Annotated in this window: 18 protein-coding genes and 1 pseudogene; 3 read left to right on the top strand and 16 right to left on the bottom strand. The window is 42.4% G+C overall.

All coding sequences use genetic code 11. The annotated features are described in order from the left end of the window. Nucleotides 1-106 precede the first annotated feature (106 nt). The 3 genes from E2L03_RS14555 to E2L03_RS14545 all read left to right on the top strand — a co-directional run bounded on the left by E2L03_RS14555 (nt 107) and on the right by E2L03_RS14545 (nt 1,939). Nucleotides 107-412 carry a hypothetical protein gene (locus E2L03_RS14555; RefSeq protein WP_055735911.1) on the top strand — a complete coding sequence of 102 codons (306 nt, stop codon included), beginning with the start codon at nt 107-109 and terminating at the stop codon, nt 410-412. 102 nt (nt 413-514) lie between these two features. After that, on the top strand, nt 515-841 hold the full coding sequence (locus E2L03_RS14550; RefSeq protein ID WP_134259469.1) for a hypothetical protein: 327 nt from the start codon (nt 515-517) through the stop codon (nt 839-841). 255 nt (nt 842-1,096) lie between these two features. Then, a complete protein-coding gene (locus E2L03_RS14545) occupies nt 1,097-1,939 on the top strand; it encodes an STAS domain-containing protein (RefSeq protein WP_038479377.1) in 843 nt (280 codons plus the stop codon). 105 nt (nt 1,940-2,044) lie between these two features. Here the strand turns inward: E2L03_RS14545 and E2L03_RS14540 are convergent. From E2L03_RS14540 to E2L03_RS14475, 16 genes and pseudogenes are all read right to left on the bottom strand, one after another. Further along, a pseudogene (locus E2L03_RS14540) lies at nt 2,045-3,550 on the bottom strand (alpha-glucosidase/alpha-galactosidase). A gap of 8 nt (nt 3,551-3,558) precedes the next feature. After that, complete coding sequence (mmsB, locus tag E2L03_RS14535) at nt 3,559-4,719, bottom strand: multiple monosaccharide ABC transporter permease (protein WP_038479371.1); 1,161 nt, start codon at nt 4,717-4,719, stop codon at nt 3,559-3,561. Then, entirely contained in the window at nt 4,716-6,254 is a 1,539-nt protein-coding gene (mmsA, locus tag E2L03_RS14530) for a multiple monosaccharide ABC transporter ATP-binding protein (RefSeq protein WP_038479368.1), read from the bottom strand. The genes mmsB and mmsA overlap by 4 nt, the downstream gene beginning before the upstream one ends. Nucleotides 6,255-6,311: 57 nt before the next feature. Further along, on the bottom strand, nt 6,312-7,394 hold the full coding sequence (gene chvE, locus E2L03_RS14525) for a multiple monosaccharide ABC transporter substrate-binding protein (RefSeq protein WP_055735914.1): 1,083 nt from the start codon (nt 7,392-7,394) through the stop codon (nt 6,312-6,314). A 94-nt stretch (nt 7,395-7,488) separates the two neighbouring features. Next, the gene (gene araA, locus E2L03_RS14520; protein WP_134259467.1) at nt 7,489-8,952 is read right to left on the bottom strand and encodes an L-arabinose isomerase; all 1,464 of its coding nucleotides are present in this window, start codon (nt 8,950-8,952) and stop codon (nt 7,489-7,491) included. Continuing rightward, on the bottom strand, nt 8,945-10,633 hold the full coding sequence (locus E2L03_RS14515) for a ribulokinase (protein ID WP_134259466.1): 1,689 nt from the start codon (nt 10,631-10,633) through the stop codon (nt 8,945-8,947). Before E2L03_RS14515 ends, araA begins: the two co-directional genes overlap by 8 nt. 6 nt (nt 10,634-10,639) lie before the next feature. Further along, on the bottom strand, nt 10,640-11,335 hold the full coding sequence (locus E2L03_RS14510; protein ID WP_134259464.1) for an L-ribulose-5-phosphate 4-epimerase: 696 nt from the start codon (nt 11,333-11,335) through the stop codon (nt 10,640-10,642). Further along, entirely contained in the window at nt 11,304-12,494 is a 1,191-nt protein-coding gene (locus E2L03_RS14505) for a sn-glycerol-1-phosphate dehydrogenase (RefSeq protein ID WP_124741960.1), read from the bottom strand. The genes E2L03_RS14510 and E2L03_RS14505 overlap by 32 nt, the downstream gene beginning before the upstream one ends. A 25-nt stretch (nt 12,495-12,519) precedes the next feature. Further along, on the bottom strand, nt 12,520-12,738 hold the full coding sequence (locus tag E2L03_RS20515; RefSeq protein WP_166740321.1) for an HAD family hydrolase: 219 nt from the start codon (nt 12,736-12,738) through the stop codon (nt 12,520-12,522). A gap of 267 nt (nt 12,739-13,005) precedes the next feature. After that, nucleotides 13,006-13,899, bottom strand: coding sequence for a helix-turn-helix domain-containing protein (locus tag E2L03_RS14500; RefSeq protein WP_051667497.1), 894 nt, complete (start codon nt 13,897-13,899; stop codon nt 13,006-13,008). A gap of 50 nt (nt 13,900-13,949) precedes the next feature. Continuing rightward, nucleotides 13,950-14,855 carry an ArsR/SmtB family transcription factor gene (locus tag E2L03_RS14495; RefSeq protein WP_095151143.1) on the bottom strand — a complete coding sequence of 302 codons (906 nt, stop codon included), beginning with the start codon at nt 14,853-14,855 and terminating at the stop codon, nt 13,950-13,952. 76 nt (nt 14,856-14,931) lie between these two features. Further along, on the bottom strand, nt 14,932-15,168 hold the full coding sequence (locus E2L03_RS20510) for a DUF6171 family protein (protein ID WP_124741958.1): 237 nt from the start codon (nt 15,166-15,168) through the stop codon (nt 14,932-14,934). Continuing rightward, entirely contained in the window at nt 15,165-16,625 is a 1,461-nt protein-coding gene (locus tag E2L03_RS14490; protein ID WP_134259462.1) for an alpha-N-arabinofuranosidase, read from the bottom strand. Before E2L03_RS14490 ends, E2L03_RS20510 begins: the two co-directional genes overlap by 4 nt. Further along, nucleotides 16,622-17,269 (bottom strand): YesL family protein, encoded by a 648-nt coding sequence (locus tag E2L03_RS14485; protein WP_038479348.1) that lies wholly within the window; start codon nt 17,267-17,269, stop codon nt 16,622-16,624. The genes E2L03_RS14490 and E2L03_RS14485 overlap by 4 nt, the downstream gene beginning before the upstream one ends. A 25-nt stretch (nt 17,270-17,294) precedes the next feature. Beyond that, complete coding sequence (locus E2L03_RS14480) at nt 17,295-18,137, bottom strand: carbohydrate ABC transporter permease (protein ID WP_035394021.1); 843 nt, start codon at nt 18,135-18,137, stop codon at nt 17,295-17,297. Then, nucleotides 18,134-19,015 (bottom strand): carbohydrate ABC transporter permease, encoded by an 882-nt coding sequence (locus E2L03_RS14475; protein ID WP_038479345.1) that lies wholly within the window; start codon nt 19,013-19,015, stop codon nt 18,134-18,136. Before E2L03_RS14475 ends, E2L03_RS14480 begins: the two co-directional genes overlap by 4 nt. Nucleotides 19,016-19,035 lie beyond the last annotated feature (20 nt).

Below are 19,035 nucleotides of genomic sequence, written 5' to 3'. Positions count from 1 at the left end.
TTTAGTGAGGTAAACGAAAAAGGGCGATTGGTCTCGGTGAATCATCCAACCTTATTTCGACTTCTGCGAATAGTCTACAGTATCCTACAAAAAGGTGGTGGATTACTTGTCTCGTTCACACGATGAGAAAAAGAATGAAAAGCGAAATGATTGTGACTGTCAGTGTCAAAATCCATGTCGGTTTCCCTTCTTTCCGTTTCCAATTTCGAGAGGTTCCAACTGTCAATCTTTAGTGGCAATTGCAAATACCGTCCTAGCTTTACCAGCTAACACACCAGTAACAATTACAACAGCTACGAGCACATTCACAGGAATATTTATTGGGTTTAACCTTGCGAATGGTACGGTTGTGTTTACAGATGGTGTACAGACACGAACATTTACACTATCTCAAATTTGTACAATCAGCTAACAGTGCAAAAGTCGAGCTCAAGAAATCGAGCTCGACTTTTTTACGCTCGCAATACATATTCAACTTCAGACTTGAATACGATGATTTAAAGGAGTTGATAGAATGTTCGGAAATGGAGAATGGGTGATTTATAAAGCCGGTCGCACGAGTATATTAGGTTGGATTAGTGAAGCCAAAGTCATTGCGTCAAGCTCTTCAAATGAACCGATTAAAACGATGTATCAATTCTACACAAAGCAACGAGTATTAAATGGCAAACAACCACTTCTTGCAAATGAAGACGATTTGCAAACGAGCAAGGCTCGTTTAAAAGAATCTGATATAAGAGCTTTACAAGAACTAGCACTACTCACTAAGGACAAGCAGTGGTTCATGGAGTTAAGCCGTTTAAGAGATAAAATAGGAATTCGAAAAAACGTATCGAATTAATTGAATTGGTTATTCCTATACTTATTTCTCTATCATTACGATTTTATACTAAAGGCAACCATTCTTCATCTTTATCAACATAGTTGAAATCTGAGTAGCTAGATGGAGTGACCGGCTGAAGCGATATTGCCCATACGGTCCTCTTTCTAATAAAACTTCATCGCCTATTCTTATTTTCATAAAAATAGGTTTACTGTTCATAGAAAGTGGGTATAGACATTAGAATTAATTTCTTACTCTTTAGGGGGCTTTCCTTTGCCAACAGATGGACTGTATTCATATATAAAATCAAAAACCAATGATCTAACCGAAGAATGGTACAAGTCTTTAGACAAATCGCAAGACGGTGTGTACAGCACTTCTGATCCTCAACAAATTGAATTGCTCAAGGACCAAAATCGAGCTTTTCACGCTCTTTTTACTGAATTATTCAATCCGAGTAAAGCCGGTATTCACGATGACGAATTTTTAGAATGGATTGAATCAATTGCGAATGATCGCGCTCATCAACGAACGCCTTTTAACAATATTTTGAGTGAGTTTTTTAGAACACAGCAACAGTATATGAATTTAATATTATCTTATGCCGAATCAATGAAACAAGAATATGTTTCACTTAAAGATGTTTATCGCTGGAACGAAATTGTCGTACAAGGAATTAACGAGGTCATTTTAGAGTTTTCTAGGCAAAACAAAAAACAATCAGACTATCAATTAAATGCTCAGAAGCAGATGATTGATGAATTAAGTTCACCTATTATTCAACTGGCACCAAAAACAGCTTTATTGCCACTTGTAGGAGAAATTGATACCCACCGGGCAAAGGTAATGTTTGATCATACACTTCAACATTGCTCGGAGCAATATATTGATACCTTATTTATTGACTTATCAGGTGTACCCATTATAGATACGATGGTGGCACAGCAAATATTCCAGCTTATTAAAGGGTTAAAGCTTATTGGTGTTCAAACGTCTTTATCAGGGTTACGCCCAGAAATAGCACAAACAGCTGTTCAGCTTGGCATCTCTTTCTCCGACGTTACGATCCATTCTACTTTGGCTCAGGCTCTTGAACGAAAACAACTGATTTTCTAAAAGTAAAGGTGCCTGCTATTTGCTATCATTCCCATTCATTTAATCCAAAAAAAGAAGTAAAATCGACGTTTGCGATTTTACTTCTACTTTTTCGTTTTGCAACACTCAAGTGGTACCCGACGACCGATCGACCGCCTTATCAGCCGCTTGTGCATTTCTCACTGCTTCTCCCCGGTTTAGCATTAATTCTTCAATCGTTTTCGGCGTAAATCTTGCTGCTCCAGTTGATCCTTTTGTTTGAATTCTAGGCTCAGTTTGTTGTCTTTGTTTTGCAGCTACAATACTTTTTTCGTATTGTGGTAGCCATCTCTCTTGGGCAATTAATAGATCGTCAACAAGCTGCCAAATTTCCGGTGGTGTACAGACGGCTCCTGTCAGCGGGTCCATCATGAAGGCTTGCCGTAAAAGCTGGTCGTCTCCTGTTATAGCTGCTTTGACAGCTAAGCGTTGAACTTGAACGCTTGCGCTGCAGACAGCGGCGCAACCGAGGGGTAAATCCCCGACAATGGTCATATTGATTCCATTGCGATCAACATAGCCTGGCGCTTCAATCACACAGTCATCTGGGAGGTTGGTAATCACACCATTGTTCATCCGATTAAAATGACCACGGTAGATACGCCCTGTTTCAAGTGCTTCAATAATGTAAGAGCCGTGCTCCTCGCCGCGCTGATCGTTCCCGTATTCAAGGACAGGCTCCTTCATCCAGTTAGGAAAATCTTCTTTAAACTAGTTTCGCCCCTCGGTACAAACTCGCAGATAACCACCTGTCTCTCCGTTTATCCATGATCCTAAATCAATCCAATCAATGATCTCATCCGAACGTTTGCGATACCACGGCACGTATTCACTCAGATGTCCGTTGGATTCAGTGCTGTAGTAACCAAATCGCTTAAGCATATCGATTCTTACTTTTTCTGTGTGCTGGTATTCGGGGTGCTGTTCAAATGCTCCTAGTAGCGAAGTCGTTAAATCCTTTCCTTCGTGTTTAATTTGAACATACCACGTCTGATGGTTAATTCCGGCACAGACAATATCGACATCTTTTTTATCTAAATCGAACACCGTTGCAATTTGCCTATGTCCGCCTTGTACACCGTGACAAAGGCCAACAGTATTTACGCCTCCGTATGTTTGACACGCCCAAGTTAACATGGCCATCGGATTGGCATAATTCAATAAGAGACAGTTGGGCTCAGCTACGTCACGAATATCTTTACAGATCGCCAGCATTTCTTGAATACCTCTTTGACCGTACATAATTCCACCAGCACTTAAAGTATCGCCAACGCACTGATCAATTCCATAATTTAGCGGTATTGAAATGTCCTGTTCAAATGCTTCTAGTCCACCAATTCGCACTACTGAAAAGATATAACGAGCGTTCGTCAGGGCCTCTCTACGATCAAGGGTTGCTTTGATTTCAATATTTAAGCCGTTTCCTTTGAGATCTCGCTGACAAAGTGCCGTTACCATCTTTAAGTTCTCGGCATTGATGTCAGTGAAGGCAATTTCAATCCCTTTGAATTCTGGAACGGAGAGCAAATCCCGTAACAGTGTTCTAGTAAAACCAATGCTTCCGGCTCCGATAAAGGCAACTTTAAATGACATGGTTTGTTTCACCCTCGCTTTTTATTCATTATGTCAAACGCAACAGCAGCAAGGAGAACAAGGCCCTTAATCGCTTGCTGCCAATCAATTCCAAGCCCTAAGATTGACATCCCGTTGTTCATTACACCCATAACAAGTCCACCAACAACCGCACCAATGACGGTTCCAACGCCTCCGTAAGCAGATGCCCCACCAATAAAAGCAGCAGCAATCGCGTCTAGTTCAAATAAATTTCCCGCACGTGGTGTTGCCGCATTTAATCGAGCAGCAAAGATCAAGCCGGACAAGGCTGCGAGCACACCCATGTTCACAAACACCATAAAGGTTACGCGCTTCGTTTTAATGCCGGAAAGAGCTGCGGCTTTTTCATTTCCACCTACTGCATAGATGTGACGACCAAAGACCGTCTTCTTCGTTAGAAAAGCGTAAAAAGCAATTAACGCAATTAACAAGATGAGGATATAAGGAATTCCACGATAGCTGGCCAAGATATAAGTAAAGCCTAGAATAACGGCTGCGATACCAACAAGCTTCAAAATGAATAATGTCGGGTTTAGCACATCCGTACCGTTGTTTTGTTTTCTCTTCCGCCCGCGCAACTCAATAAAAATGAGAATGGCACAAAGCAACACACCAATTAACAAAGATAACAGGTGCAAAGAAGATCCATTAAACACATCTGGAAGAAAACCGGAACTTAATCGTTGAAAGGATGGAGGGTATGGTGCAATTGATTGCCCTTGCAACATGATTAACGTGATTCCTCTGAAGATCAGCATTCCAGCAAGCGTCACAATAAACGCAGGAATTTTCACATAAGCAACCCAAAACCCTTGCCATGCACCAACTAACGCACCAACCAATAAGCAAATTAACACAGATAAAATGGGGTCAAGATTCATTTGTATCATTAGGATAGCAGATAGTGCTCCAATAAAAGCAGCAATCGACCCTACTGATAAATCAATATGACCTGTAATAATAATAAGCACCATACCGATAGCAAGTATAAGAATATAACTGTTTTGTAAGATCAAATTTGTGATATTTAATGGCTGTAGTAAAATACCATCTGTTAAGAGTTGAAATAAAATCATAATAAGCAACAACGCAAATGTCATACTGTATTGACGTACATTATTTTGGATGACGTTCAATAGCGCTTTCATGGGGAAACCTCTCTTGTTTTCGTCATTAATTTCATTAATCTTTCTTGTGAGAGCTCATCTTTATCGAGCTCGCCTGTAATCTGACCTTTATTCATCGCATATACACGATCACACATCCCCATCAATTCTGGTAGTTCTGAAGAAATAAGGACGATCGCTTTCCCTGTCGCTGCTAGCTCTCTGATAATCGTATAGATTTCATATTTGGCTCCAACATCAATCCCTCTAGTAGGTTCATCTAAAAACAAAACATCTGGATCAGAAAAAATCCACTTACTTAAGACAACCTTTTGTTGATTTCCTCCGCTTAATTTACCAGTCTCTTGCAAAATTGTCGGCGTCTTTATATGCAATTTCCGTTTAAATTCTTCAGCAACCCTTACTTCATTCTGCTCATCAATGATGGCGCGTGAAGATAGCTTATTTAAACTAGCCAACGAGATGTTTTCTTTAATGTCGTTCATCAAAACGAGCCCGTATGATTTCCGATCTTCCGTTGCATATGCCAAACCCTGCTTAATTGCTTCACTGACAGACTGAATGTCTATTACTTTCCCGTCTTTCTTAATCGTTCCAGTAATTTGTGTCCCGTAAGCCTTGCCGAATATGCTCATGGCAAATTCCGTTCGACCAGCACCCATTAGACCAGCGATACCAACGATTTCTCCTCGCCTTACATGAAAAGTAGCGTCGATGATAATCTGTCTTTCTCGCTGAACCGGATGATACACATTCCATTTTTCGACTGAAAATACAGTATTGCCAATCTCTGATTGGCTCGGAGGATAGCGATTCGTTAGACTTCTACCAACCATTCCTTTAATAATGTCATCTTCACTAATCTCTTTTTCTTCTAGATCATACGTTTCAATTGTCTTGCCATCGCGTAAAATCGTGACAGCATCGGCAACTTGTCTAATCTCATTCAGTTTGTGAGAAATAATAATAGAAGTAATACCTTGTTCTTTTAATTCTACAAGCAGATTTAGAAGGTTTTCACTATCGGTTTCATTTAATGAAGCAGTTGGTTCATCTAAGATGAGTAGCTTTACTTTTTTTGCTAATGCTTTCGCAATTTCTACTAATTGCTGCTTCCCTACGCCAATGTGCTTAATAAGCGAATCATGTGGCTCCTCTAAATTCACTTTATTCAGTAAGGATTTTGTTTCTTTGGCAGTCGCATCCCAATCAATGACTCCAAACTTCTTTCGCTCATTTCCTAGAAAGATATTTTCCGCGATGCTTAACTCAGGAATTAAGGCAAGCTCCTGGTGAATAATGACAATTCCTTCCGCTTCACTTTGCTTCAAATCTTTGAATTGACACGTTTCTTTATTCAAAAAGATCTCACCGTTATATGTACCAAACGGATAAACACCACTTAACACTTTCATTAATGTCGATTTACCAGCTCCATTTTCTCCACATAAAGCATGAATCTCCCCTTGTTTTACGATCAAATTCACATGATCCAACGCTTTAACACCAGGGAATTCCTTTGTTATTTGTTTCATTTCCAAAAGAACGTCCGCCATTTGCGGTCACCTCCTATATAAAGGCGGTTCTCTCTCATGAGAAAACCGCAATAGCCCTTATTGATTTAACTGATCCGCCTCGTAATAGCCACTGTCTATTAAGATTTCTTCATAGTTATCGCTCGTCACAACAACGGGAGTCTCCAGGAATGAAGGAACCACTTTGGAATTATTGTCATATGTTTCTGTATCATTTACATCAGGCTCATCACCTTGCAGAACCGCCTCTGTCATTTCAACAGCTTTCTCTGCAAGAACTCGTGTATCTTTAAAAACAGTCATCGCTTGTTCTCCTGCAATAATCGCATTCACTGAAGGGATATCTGCATCTTGCCCTGTCAAAATTGGCATATCATCGGCTGTAAATCCAGAGTTTTTTAGTGATGCTAGAATACCAATACTTAATAAATCCGCTGGTGCTAATACAGCATCAAGGTCTTCGCCACCACCATAGTTAGAACTTAACAAATTATCCATTCTACTCTGAGCAGCTGCACCGTCCCAACGAAGAATGGCAATTTGATTAAAATCGGTTTGACCACTTTGCACATTTAATTTACCTTCATCTAGATAGGGTTGAAGGATAGACATCGCTCCATTAAAGAAGAAATGGGCATTGTTGTCATCTGGTGAGCCACCAAATAACTCAATGTTAAATGGTCCTTCTTCATTCTCTAGGTCTAACTCATCAACAATGTATTGACCTTGCAGAACACCTACTTCAAAATTATCGAAAGTCGCATAGTAATCGACAAACTCTGAATTCATAATGAGACGGTCATAGGAGATGACCGGAATTTCTTGTGCATTTGCTGATTCTAATACTGTTGTTAAGGCTTCTCCGTCAACAGAAGCGATAACAAGTGCATCTACACCACGTGTGATCATATTTTCAATCTGGGAAACTTGATTTTCTACGACATCCTCAGCATATTGTAGATCCGTTTCATAGCCTAGGTCTTCAAAATACGAGACCATGTGATTGCCATCAGCAATCCAGCGTTCAGAGGATTGAGTTGGCATAGCAATTCCAATCGTTCCTTTGTCTTCCCCTGATCCTCCTCCTGATCCTTCCTCAGAACATGCTCCTGTAAAAACAACACAACCAAGTACGACGAAACTCCCAATGTATTTTTTCATACTATTCCCTCCTCATTTTATTAGTAAGCGTTTTCATATTGATGTAGATACTTTATTACCTCTTTTACCGATTCTTCCGTTCCTATTGTTCTCTTTAACGATAAGACTTCTCGTTCCAGAACAACTCTTTGCGTATTTGCTCTGTACTCGACTCTTTTCCAATTACAAGGCATTCCACACCCATTAGACTTGACCAATCAGTCAGTTGTTCTTTCGTAATCTCGTATGACAACACTGTGTGATGTGCCCCGCCAGCATAGATCCATGCCTCCGTTGCTTCTGAAAACGAAGGAAGTGGTCTCCACAAGACACTTGCTACAGGAAGCAGTGGCATCTCCTGCTGATTCTCCACCGCTTCCACTTCGTTTGCGACAATTCGAAAACGAGAACCGACATCCATTATTGCTGCATTCAGGGCGCGTCCTGCTTTGCCTTTGAAAACAAGCCTTGCCGGGTCCGCTTTGTTGCCCATGGAAAGGGGTTCTACGACAATCGTCGGCTTTTCAGCTGCGATCGTCGGGCATACTTCCAGCATATGCGAGCCTAAGATCAGTTCATTCCCTTGCTCTAAATGATTTGTGTAATCCTCCATAAACGACGTTCCACTGTTACCTGCCATCACTTTAAGTACCCGCAAAAATGCGGCCGTTTTCCAATCCCCTTCTCCAGCAAAACCATACCCTTTTGCCATTAGCCGCTGTGCCGCCAGTCCTGGTAGCTGGCTCATTCCATGTAAATCTTCGAAAGTCGTTGAAAAAGCGCGATAATTTCCTCGTGCAAGAAAGGTTTCAAGCCCAAGCTCAATTCGTGCCTGTTCTTCAATCGCGCGAACGTCCGCATCTGGATGGAATGTGTACAGGCTACGATACTCTTCCATTAACGTGGCGATCGCTTGATCGTTAACGGCTTTAATTGTTTCGACTAAATCACCAATACCGTAACCGGAAACAGACCAGCCAAGTTGAATTTGCGCCTCAACCTTATCTCCTTCTGTCACCGCTACCTCTCGCATATTGTCACCGAAACGAGCAACCTTTAATTGCTTGCTTTCTTGATAGGCGCGAACGGTTTTCATCCAATCACCGACTCGATTGGCGACATTCGGATCCTGCCAGTGTCCCGCTATTACCTTACGGTTTATTCCCATTCTTGAAACCATAAAGCCAAATTCACGATCACCGTGAGCCGACTGATTTAAATTCATAAAATCCATATCAATCGTTGACCACGGAATGTCACGATTGTACTGGGTGTGTAAGTGGAGCATCGGTTTCGTCAATTCTTTTAGTCCCGCAATCCACATCTTTGCCGGCGAAAACGTGTGCATCCACGTAATAATTCCTGCACAGTTTTCATCCATACTCGCTTCCCGCAAGAGTGCAGTAATACGTTCAGGCGAAGTTGCCACCGGTTTTAAGATAAGCTGTTCTGGCAACAACTCATTCATGCCATTGACGATCTCTTCTGCATGAGCAGCGACTTGATCAATCGTTTTTTGCCCGTATAAAGGTTGACTACCAGCAATAAACCAATAGTGTGACGTTTTTTGTTTAAGCATGAACAACCCCTCCTTTTGTTTTATCTCTCAAGCTACGAAGTGTTTTCATCACATCGTTTTCTCCTTTTCCAAAATAATCATGAAGTTTACTGTATTCCTTGTAAATTTCTTTGTAGACTTGCGCCCGTTCCGCATTAGGCTTGTAGGACCTTTCCTGTACACGCGCCATCTTTTCTGCCGCTGCAAAAATCGTTGCATAGCCACCCACCGCTTCACCTGCTGCGACGCTTGCATACATGGCTGCTCCAAGCGCTGGCGTTTGTTTGGATGCTGCCACTTTTATTTCTAGATTCGTGATATCAGCAAAAATTTGCATTAACAAGTTGTTTTTCTGCGGTAAACCACCGCAGGCGACTAGTTCATTGATTTCAACACCCGCTTTCGTAAACGCCTCGATGATTTTCTTTGTTCCAAATGCCGTAGCTTCAAGCAACGTTCGGTAAATTTCTTCTGACTTTGTTTGCAGCGTCATTCCAAGTATGATCCCTGATAAGTTTGTATCAACCAATGTTGAGCGGTTTCCGTTCCACCAATCTAATGCGAGCAAACCGGTTTCACCTGGCTGATAAGCAGCCGCTTTTTCTTCTAATAACGCATGAAGCGGAATGTTTTTCTGCTTCGCCTCCTCAACTAGATCGGACGTGACGCCATGCTCCATAAACCAGGCAAAAATGTCACCAACTGCCGATTGCCCTGCTTCATAGCCGAAGTAGCCAGGGACAATTCCGTCTTCAACTACGCCACACATTCCCTCTACTTCTTTCTCTTCTTCTGCAAGAACGAGATGACAAATGGACGTCCCCATCGCCATCACAAGCTTTCCTGGAGTTACAACCCCTGTTGCCGGTACGGAAACATGTGCATCAACATTGCCAACAGCAACAGCGATACCGGGCAAGAGTCCCATTCGCTCAGCCATTTCTTTCGTCAAATTGCCCGCTGCCTCACCTGGAGCACGAATATCACCTCGTAACTTTGTTGCTGTTAGTCTCTTTAAATCAGGATGCAACGCTTCAAAAAAAACATCCTCAGGATAGCCGTCCTGCTTGTGCCACATCGCTTTATAACCCGCGGTGCAGCTATTTCGTACAATCGTTCCGGTCATCTGTGAGGTCACCCAGTCGGTGCCTTCAAGAAATGCATCCGCTTCATCAAATAATTGCCGGTCCTCATTAAAAATTTGCCATACCTTTGCGATCATCCACTCTGATGAATACTTGCCCCCATAGCGCTGAAGAAATGCTTCTCCTCTTTCTGCGCCGATTCGATTGATCTCATTTGCTTCATCCTGAGCTGCATGGTGTTTCCATAATTTCACCCATGCATGGGGACGGTTTGCAAAAGCTGTGTGGAAGCAAAGGGGCTCCCCATCCTCATCAATTGGCAGCATTGTACATGCGGTAAAATCGATGCCAATGCCGATTACATCGCTTGGATGAACCCCCGCCTCTGCCAGCACTTTAGGAACAGATTGCTCCAACACATCGATATAATCTCGAGGATGTTGAAGGGCCCATTCAGGCTCCAGCATCACCCCTCCTTTTGGCAATTGCTTAGTCATTACACCATGGGCGTAAGGCGTAACATGCTCAGCAACTTCTGCTCCATCTGCTAAATCAATTAATACCGCTCTGCCTGACTCTGTTCCATAATCGATTCCAATTGTATAGCGCTTGCTCATTCTATATCACTTCCCTTCTTGACCGTAATAGGCGTGTTCTCCATGCTTTCGCAAGTAATGACGATCGAGTAGCGTTTGTGAAATTCCAGATGCTTGAGGGTTTAAGCCGATTGTATTAGAGGCCATTTTTGCTACCTCTTCCAAGACAACTGCATGATAAACGGCTTCTTTCGGAGTGCGTCCCCATGTAAAAGGAGCATGACCGTGAACAAGCACGGCTGGCATCTGCATCGGATTTCCTAACTCGAACGTTTCCGCGATTACGTTTCCCGTTTCCCTCTCATAGCTTCCGCGAATTTCTGCTTCCTTCATTTCCCTTGTACAAGGGATGTCACCATAAAAATAATCGGCATGTGTTGTACCAAAAGCAGGTATCCCTTTTCCAGCCTGAGCCCAACCTGTCGCCCAAGTTGAATGCGTGTGAACAATTCCTCCAATTTCAGCAAAAGCTCGGTATAGGACCAAATGTGTTTGCAGATCGGAGGAGGGGCGGAGAGAACCTTCTATTTGTTCTCCATCAAGCGAGACGAGCACCATATCGTCAGGACGCATGTCTGCATAATCCAGTCCACTAGGTTTAATCGCAACAATATTTCGACTTCTATCAATACCGCTCGCATTCCCCCATGTCATTGTTACAAGTCCGTGCTCTGGTAAAGCCATATTCGCATCATATACTTGCTGTTTTAGTTCGGTAAGCATTGCTTCTTCCTCCCCTGTAGTCGTTGTACAAGCGTAAAAGCGTGTAACGATCTCTTAGCAAATGAGCTTCCTTCAAGCTCTGTTCAATCACGCTTTGTGGAATAGGCACAAGCTCCTTTGTCCAGCCTACTTGTTCAAGTTGTGATTGAATGAATTCTATGCTCGGCAATGCTTCAATCAGTTGGCGAATCTGTTTTGCTTCTTCACCGCTCATTAAACTGTGCAGTTCTGGCATAATCGTTTCTTTATAGAACTGGGTAATCACTAAGGTGGATAAACCAACTTTGGCACCATGCAGCAGCTGTTTCTCCTCATTCTCCAGCGCCTTCATCTCCCAATAATGAGACAGATGATGCTCAGCTCCTGAGGCGGGGTGAGATTGACCAAAAAGAGCCATTGCCAGCCCTGACAGCAACAATGCCTCCATCAAGCGCTGTACGCCCTCTTCTGTTCTTGCTTCAATTTTCCCAACATGGTCAAGACAAGCATCGAGCGCTTCTTTTGTACGTTCAGCAACAAAAGCTGAATATGGTTCATTAGCAACAATGGAGCCAACGTGCCAATCTAAAAGCGACGTATATTTGCCAATCATATCCCCGAAACCCGCGGCAATTAAAGCAGGTGGCGCCTTTTGCAATATGGTTATGTCAGCAAACAAAGCAACCGGAGCTACAAGTTGGTACGTCTTTTTCTCCCCTCTCACAACAATAGGTGCTCCGAGCGATGTAAAGCCATCGACTGATGGAGCAGTAGGTATGGAGATGAATGATTTTCCTGTCTTCCCGCTTATAAAGCGAACAAGATCATGAATTGTGCCTGAGCCGACTGCTAAAAGTAGCTCGGTTTCTTCATTAACGCTTAAAAAAACATCAATTAATGATTGTTCATCAGCAAGCACATCGCCATTTTTATTCGGCTTAACGAGATGAATATCAACAAAAGTAATTGCTTCCTCCTGTAGCAAATCGGTTAATTGTTTCCCTGCTGCCGCGTACGTCTGGCGATCAGCAACCAGCAGAATTCTTCGTTTGGCCCGACTTGCAACATATACTGCGGCTTTTTTTAGTGCATTCTTTTCCACAACGATTGTTTCAAGCGGTAAAGGATTGAGCTTTTCTTCTGTTCGACTAATGCGCTCTTCTATTGATCGTACATTCATACGTACCTCCTTAGCTCAGCAATACTTACGAGTGTAGAATCTTTAGCTCGCTGTACGTCATCTCATCATGGGTCGTGATGACAACAAAATCTGCTTCTTCCGATATTTTGGTTAGGAGAACGTCCTCTCCTAACCCTTGTGTTTTTATGAAGAAAGCAGTGACCGTTGATGAAAAAATAAATGATGATGGCTCTTCTACCATTCCATGGGACGCTAATTTATGACAGTCTTCTTGCTGCGACACATTTTAACGTTTGCTTACGTAAGCAAACGTTTTTCCAGCTGTCTGAAGTGCTTTAATTTTTCCTTCGCTTCCCTATCTATTGATCACTCTGAAAGATGGTTCCGTCGATATCAAACAGGATGGCTTCAATGTCTTTAAGGATTTGGAATCCTCACCTCATTTCTCTACTGAGTGTCTATTTTCAACACCTCAGAGTGCTATTGATAGGATCGTTTAAGTGGTTTTATCATACATCTGACCATATAAAAGCGCTTTCAATAATCGAACTTATCTTTCAATTGAATGTTTAATATCCTCACTTTTTCTTCTCAATTTATCGTTATATTGATGCGTTTTTCGATATGCACTAGGCGTACATTGCTCATATTTCTTAAACGTTGTACTGAAATACTGTTGAGAATTCATGCCGATATAGTGGGGGATATCCGTAATGCTGATGTCTGTTTCCGCCAGCATTGCTTTTGCTTTCTTCATTCGATAGGAGACGAGGAATTCATGAATCGATGTGCCTGTCGATACTTTAAAGACGCGCTGTAAATAACCAGGGTGTAGATGAACGGCATCCGCAATCTCTGCTACACTCACTTCCCTATCATAATTCTGATGGATATAAGAAATGACCCTACTCGTATACTGTTGATCCGTCTCTGTGTAGTTAATTTCTGCCAAACCTGCAACACGAATAATATACTCACTTAGCAATAGTTGCACCATAAAATCAGTTTGTTGGCTTTTTTTGTCTACTTCCATAATAAGTCTTCGTAAGCATTGATAGGTATCATCAGAATCGTGTAGAAGCATATGTGGTTTCTTGTTATCGATCATGAGTCGCAAGGCTTCATTTTCTTTATAAACCTCGCAAAACGGAGGGAAAGCTGTTCTACCCTGTTGAAAGGAAATTTCAATGTTAAACATTCTGCATTTTTCTTGAACAATAAGCCGATGACTTGTATTTGCATCTAAGAAAATGATTTGTCCTTTTTTAAGCTGATAGCTATCGGTTTTTGTTTCAACTTTACAACTGCCTGATAGCACATGCATCAATTCAATTGCTTCATGTGCGTGAGGCTTCATTTCGAATTGACTCCACTCTTTGTAGTAATAGAATTTCACGACTGGATAATAAGGCTCGCTTCTTAGGTCATTGTCATAGAAACTCATCTGAACTCCTTTCAGTTTAAGCGGAGGCAAAACGCCTCCGCTACGACTTGTTACTCATAGTACAAACGAAAAACCATGTCTTGATTGTAGTTGCCAAATGAGGAACCAAATAAAGTGACGCCACCAATTTTTCCGCCGTCCTCTACTGCCACTTTAAATGTCCATACTTTGTTACGAATAGCCACATCATTAATTGTCACCCTTGACAGCTGTTTGCCATCAATAAAGGTCCCTGCTTCAGTGATTCGGATCACTTTCAATAAACCATATTGATTAATTGTCCGCGGCCACCATGCGGGTGTATACTTACCTGGTTGGTCGCCAAAATCTCCAGGGCTTCTCCATTGACCGAGATTTGTCTCATTTAAATAAAACGAAATATCAGACGGCCAATTTTCATTCGTAAAAGGTGCCTCTGACGACAGCTCTAATGAGATTTGTAACTCTTTTGGATTTTCCCCAGCATGTATAAAGTTAGACAGCTTGTATTCAACAAATCCTTTATAAAACCACAAGATTTGGGCATTTACCCTCATTGGGTCAAGGAAATACCTCGGCTCGTCAAACTCCCCAATAATTGCTTCACCAGTCGCTAGTCCACATGTTGGTTCTACTTGAAAATCAGTGAAGTGACCAACGGATACATGGCTTTCATGATAAGAACGGACAGGGGCGCCGCCCTCTGGAAATAGGATCCCTGCATGTTTCACCCGAAGTTTACACACCTTCTGCATGCCAGCTCTTCCGCGCATTTGCTCGGTTTGAATTAATCCTGCTTTTTCTAGTTTTTGTACATGTTTCGTCATAATTGCGCTACTCACTTGCTGTGATTCAGCGAGCTCACGAATATTCATTGCTCGTTCCGCCAGCAGACATAATACGTTTAAGCGCACTCGACTTGCTAGCGCTTCATAGACAGGAAGCGATTGTTCTGTTAAATCTAATTCTAATTCCATTTCTCCACCCATTCTCTACTATCTGCTCATTAGTCTCAGTATAATGAATGGACCTAGACGCAACAACCCTAGCGCATTACCAGCCCTTGTTTGCAGGACAATGTTTACCTGCCAACCTTGCTCGAAAATGAATGTAACATCCGCACAACCCACATGTATCGTCATCAATCAACTGCTCACAGCTTTCACAGATCGCTAATCGACTTGCGGCTACTTCCTCACTCACTACATTGGTTTCAAGTGCTATTTGTTCAGCAATTTGCTGCTGGATCTCGCTTTTACCCCGTTTTTCTGGGCATCTATGGCAGCTCATACGAGTGAAAAGATAGCAACTGACATGGGTGGCATTGCTGCAAAAAGCTGATTATTTTCCATCTGAAAGTCTGTAAACGGTTCAGGACTGACTCGATCAGGCTGTTCAAACGTATTATGAGCATCTCGTCTGTCACCGGTTAAAATCGTTGCTTGCCACTGCTGACCTAAATCTACCTCTCCATTAATGGCTAGTTCTAGCGACACAGAATCCCATTGAGAGAGATTACAGACACTAATATGTGTCTTGCCCAAGTGATCAGAAGATGCCGATAGATGTAATCCTTCCCCGATTAGCTCAATAGGTATGACCTTTCCACCTTGATGGACTTTATAAAGATCAAACACATGGTAAGTAGGCGTTTTAAGCATCTTGTCGCCTTCTGTTAAAACAATCGACTGAAGCACGTTTATTGTTTGTGCTAAATTAGCCATATGGACACGGTCTGCATGGTGATTAAAAATATTCAAGGTCACACCTGCAACAAGCGCATCGCGAATACTGTTTTGCTGGAACAAGAAACCCGGATTTGTTCCCGGTTCCACATCGTACCAAGTGCCCCACTCGTCTACGATTAAGCCAACACGTTTTTCTGAATCGTATTCGTCCATTATCGCGCTATGTTTTGTAATTAATTCGTCCATATGTAGTGCTTTCTGAATCGTCTCATCCCATTCTTCTTCACTGAATCCTGTGGCAGCTCCTTTGTTCTGCCATGTGCCAGGCACCGTATAGTAGTGTAAAGTCAGTCCGTCCATGTACGCTGCTGCTTGTTTCATTAACACCTCTGTCCAGTTGTAATCATCGACATTTGCACCACAGGCAATTTTATAAATTGGGTAATCACCGTATTTTCGCACATAGGTTTGATAACGTCTGAATAAATCAGCATAATACTCTGGACGCATATGACCACCACAACCCCAGCTTTCATTACCGACACCGAAGTAAGGGAGCTCCCACGGTTCAGCTCGGCCATTCTTTGCCCGCTCGTCTGCCATCGGGCTTCCCGCTGAAGCAGTTATGTATTCCACCCATTCCTGCATCTCAAGCACTTCGCCGCTACCAACATTTCCATTAATATAAGGGGCTGCTCCAATCTCTTCACATAACAGCATAAATTCATGCGTGCCAAATTCGTTCGTTTCCACTGTTCCGCCCCAATGGGTATTGACCATTTTCTTTCTTTTTGCATAGGGACCAATGCCATCTTTCCAATGATACTCATCAGCAAAACACCCTCCCGGCCAGCGTAAAACCGGGATTTTTAGTTCTTTCAACGCTGTTAATACATCCGTTCGCAGTCCCTTTTTATTCGGAATAGGAGAGCCTTCTCCAACCCAAATCCCCTCGTATATACATCTCCCCAAATGCTCAGCAAAATGCCCGTAAATAGCTGGATTAATCTCAGCTCCAGCTTTCTCTAAATCAATTGTAGCTCTTACACTGTTTGTCATATTGTTTCAGCCTCCTCCGTTGTATCGATTAATTGATTTGTACGTTCAAATGCGCGTAAGCTCACGTGTGTTGTAATCCAAGCGAATAGACTACCACCAAAGCATACTGCTGCTGGTGGAACAAGTATGAATAAAATCAAACATACGCTTAAAAAAAGTCCCATTATAAGCGCATATGACAGCGAAGCGACGGCGTACAGCATGATATTTTTTAAAAATGGATAGAGCGATTGTCTAGGGTAATGGACGAAAGCAGGACCGATAAACAGCAACATTAATCCGTACACAATTAGGCACAAAATAAGAAATGCCGCTACTGCTTGAGAGCCGGTAAACGCCAGCTGCATTACGATAACATAATCGAGAACAAGAACAGCTCCTATGCTTAAAACCGTGTAGCCAAGTTTGTTCGCCTGCCAAAAAAAGCGCTTCCATTCTGTAAAAAACAAAGGAACAAGTGAAAAATCTTCCTCATTCATGCACCATTTTCTCATGACCACAAACATCGCTCTCAGTGCTGGAAAAAAACCTAAAACCACGCCACCTAGTAAGGAAAAACCAAGCCAGAGACCATTTACATAAGCTAAGCGCACAATCCAGTCGCAAATACGCAAGGCAATTCCTCTTAAACCACCATCCTCCATAAACCATCACCCTCTTTCTTTGATTTCACCCTTTTATTCCTGAGAAACTTACCCCTTTTACAATCTGCTTCTCAAAAAAGAGGAATGCAATAATGACAGGTAGTGATGCAATGGCGTTAACAGTCATCGGCAAAATATACGTTTCTGAATAATTTGAGTTAAACATTGGTATACCGACTGGTAGCGTATAAAGCGCCTCAGAAATAATCGCTAAATATGGCCAGAGAAAATTGTTCCATGAACCGATAAAGGTTAAAATTCCTACTGCCGCCACCGCCGCTTTTGCAAGGGGCAATACAATACTCCAATATAGGCGAAAATCGCTACAGCCATCTAGCCTAGCACTTTCAATTAGCTCGTTTGGAACTCCGTCAAAGAAGCTCTTTAAGATAATGACACCTAGAGGAGCAGCAATACCAGGAAGAATTAAGCCCGCATACGTATCAAGCAAACCCATTGATCCGACTATTTCATAAAGGGGGATAATCATTGCTTCTCCCGGCACCATTAGCCCAGCAAGAAAGAATAGATAAAGTGCTTTTCGATAGCGAAAGCGCATTTTCGAAAAAGCGAATGCTGCCATTGATGTTAATACAAGCGTCAGTAAGGTCGTGACCGCGCCAACAAAGAAGCTGTTCCAAATCCATAAAAACACGTCACTCCCGGCGATGATGTTGACGTAGTTGCTAAATGTATAAGGCGGCAAAAACCAATCAATGGCTGAGCTTGCTGCCGTTCCTTCTGGCTTCATTGACACAAAAAACATCCAAACGATAGGGAATAAGAAGGCAAGCGCAGACAGAAAAGCAATAGACACCTTTAACCAGCGAAACGGATCACGTTTTGTTGTAAGCACAGACTGGCTCATAGCATTCTCCCCTCTTTTCCGCCTAAGCGCAATTGAATAACAGACAGCACCAACAACACCATAAACAACAGATAAGACATCGCTGCTGCGTATCCTAGATCATAACGTTGGAAGCCCATTTCATAGATGTACAAGATGATTGGCCGTGTTGTTGTCCCGGGTCCTCCATCGGTAATCAAAAGAATTTGTGCAAAAACTTTAAACGAAGCGAGAACTTGGAGCAATAAAATTAAGCGACCAATTGGCAGAAGCTGTGGCAGTGTAATCTGCCAAAACATCTGCTGTCTTGTTGCCCCGTCAACTTCAGCAGCTTCATATAGTTCATCAGGAATCCCTTGGAGCGCCGTTAAAAATAAAATCATATTAAAGCCGACCGTCCACCAAAGCGTGACAGCGATAATACTGACCCAAGCAAGTGAAGGTGTTGCTAGCCAAAACGGTTCAGCATTGAGACCGACGGCCTGCAAGAGATTATTGACAACGCCAGTGTAAGGCTGAAGCATGAAGATCGCGACAAACGAGATAACCGATACGCTCAAAATGCTCGGGATAAAGAAGGAGCCTCTTAAAAAGGTTTGCAACCGCGTATTTAAATTCGCCATCAACGCTAGCCCTAAAGCAAGAATGACCATTGTCGGCGTTGATAACAGAACGAATAAGGAGGTGTTGCCAAACGCTTCCCAGAAGTTTGGATCACTTAACACATTGATGTAATGGGTGAGACCAATAAACTCTTGCTGTTCAATCAACGTCCAATTAAAGAAGCTCATCTGCATTCCTTTAAAGATTGGGTAAATCGTAAAAAGCACATAAGCAACAAAGAAAGCAAGCAAAAACGGAACGGGACGAAGATCGTCTTTCCACGTTAACTTTTTCATGTCATGCCCTCCTCAGCGGG

The sequence above is a fragment of the Shouchella oshimensis genome (assembly GCF_004375095.1).
GTDB classification, from domain to species: Bacteria; Bacillota; Bacilli; order Bacillales; family Bacillaceae_D; genus Shouchella; species Shouchella oshimensis.
The sequence above is the reverse complement of the archived record's forward strand: the minus strand, read 5'-3'. Positions and strand labels throughout refer to the sequence as shown.

What these genes read in the sequence shown, in the direction of transcription:
- E2L03_RS14490 (WP_134259462.1), bottom strand. Translation starts at nt 16,625, where the DNA reads ATGACAAACAGTGTAAGAGCTACAATTGATTTAGAGAAAGCTGGAGCT.
- araA (WP_134259467.1), bottom strand. Translation starts at nt 8,952, where the DNA reads ATGCTTAAACAAAAAACGTCACACTATTGGTTTATTGCTGGTAGTCAA.
- E2L03_RS14500 (WP_051667497.1), bottom strand. Translation starts at nt 13,899, where the DNA reads ATGAGTTTCTATGACAATGACCTAAGAAGCGAGCCTTATTATCCAGTC.
- mmsA (WP_038479368.1), bottom strand. Translation starts at nt 6,254, where the DNA reads ATGGCGGACGTTCTTTTGGAAATGAAACAAATAACAAAGGAATTCCCT.
- E2L03_RS14550 (WP_134259469.1), top strand. Translation starts at nt 515, where the DNA reads ATGTTCGGAAATGGAGAATGGGTGATTTATAAAGCCGGTCGCACGAGT.
- E2L03_RS14475 (WP_038479345.1), bottom strand. Translation starts at nt 19,015, where the DNA reads ATGAAAAAGTTAACGTGGAAAGACGATCTTCGTCCCGTTCCGTTTTTG.
- E2L03_RS14515 (WP_134259466.1), bottom strand. Translation starts at nt 10,633, where the DNA reads ATGAGCAAGCGCTATACAATTGGAATCGATTATGGAACAGAGTCAGGC.
- E2L03_RS14495 (WP_095151143.1), bottom strand. Translation starts at nt 14,855, where the DNA reads ATGGAATTAGAATTAGATTTAACAGAACAATCGCTTCCTGTCTATGAA.
- E2L03_RS20510 (WP_124741958.1), bottom strand. Translation starts at nt 15,168, where the DNA reads ATGAGCTGCCATAGATGCCCAGAAAAACGGGGTAAAAGCGAGATCCAG.
- E2L03_RS14505 (WP_124741960.1), bottom strand. Translation starts at nt 12,494, where the DNA reads ATGAATGTACGATCAATAGAAGAGCGCATTAGTCGAACAGAAGAAAAG.
- E2L03_RS14510 (WP_134259464.1), bottom strand. Translation starts at nt 11,335, where the DNA reads ATGCTTACCGAACTAAAACAGCAAGTATATGATGCGAATATGGCTTTA.
- E2L03_RS14480 (WP_035394021.1), bottom strand. Translation starts at nt 18,137, where the DNA reads ATGAGCCAGTCTGTGCTTACAACAAAACGTGATCCGTTTCGCTGGTTA.
- chvE (WP_055735914.1), bottom strand. Translation starts at nt 7,394, where the DNA reads ATGAAAAAATACATTGGGAGTTTCGTCGTACTTGGTTGTGTTGTTTTT.
- mmsB (WP_038479371.1), bottom strand. Translation starts at nt 4,719, where the DNA reads ATGAAAGCGCTATTGAACGTCATCCAAAATAATGTACGTCAATACAGT.
- E2L03_RS14485 (WP_038479348.1), bottom strand. Translation starts at nt 17,269, where the DNA reads ATGGAGGATGGTGGTTTAAGAGGAATTGCCTTGCGTATTTGCGACTGG.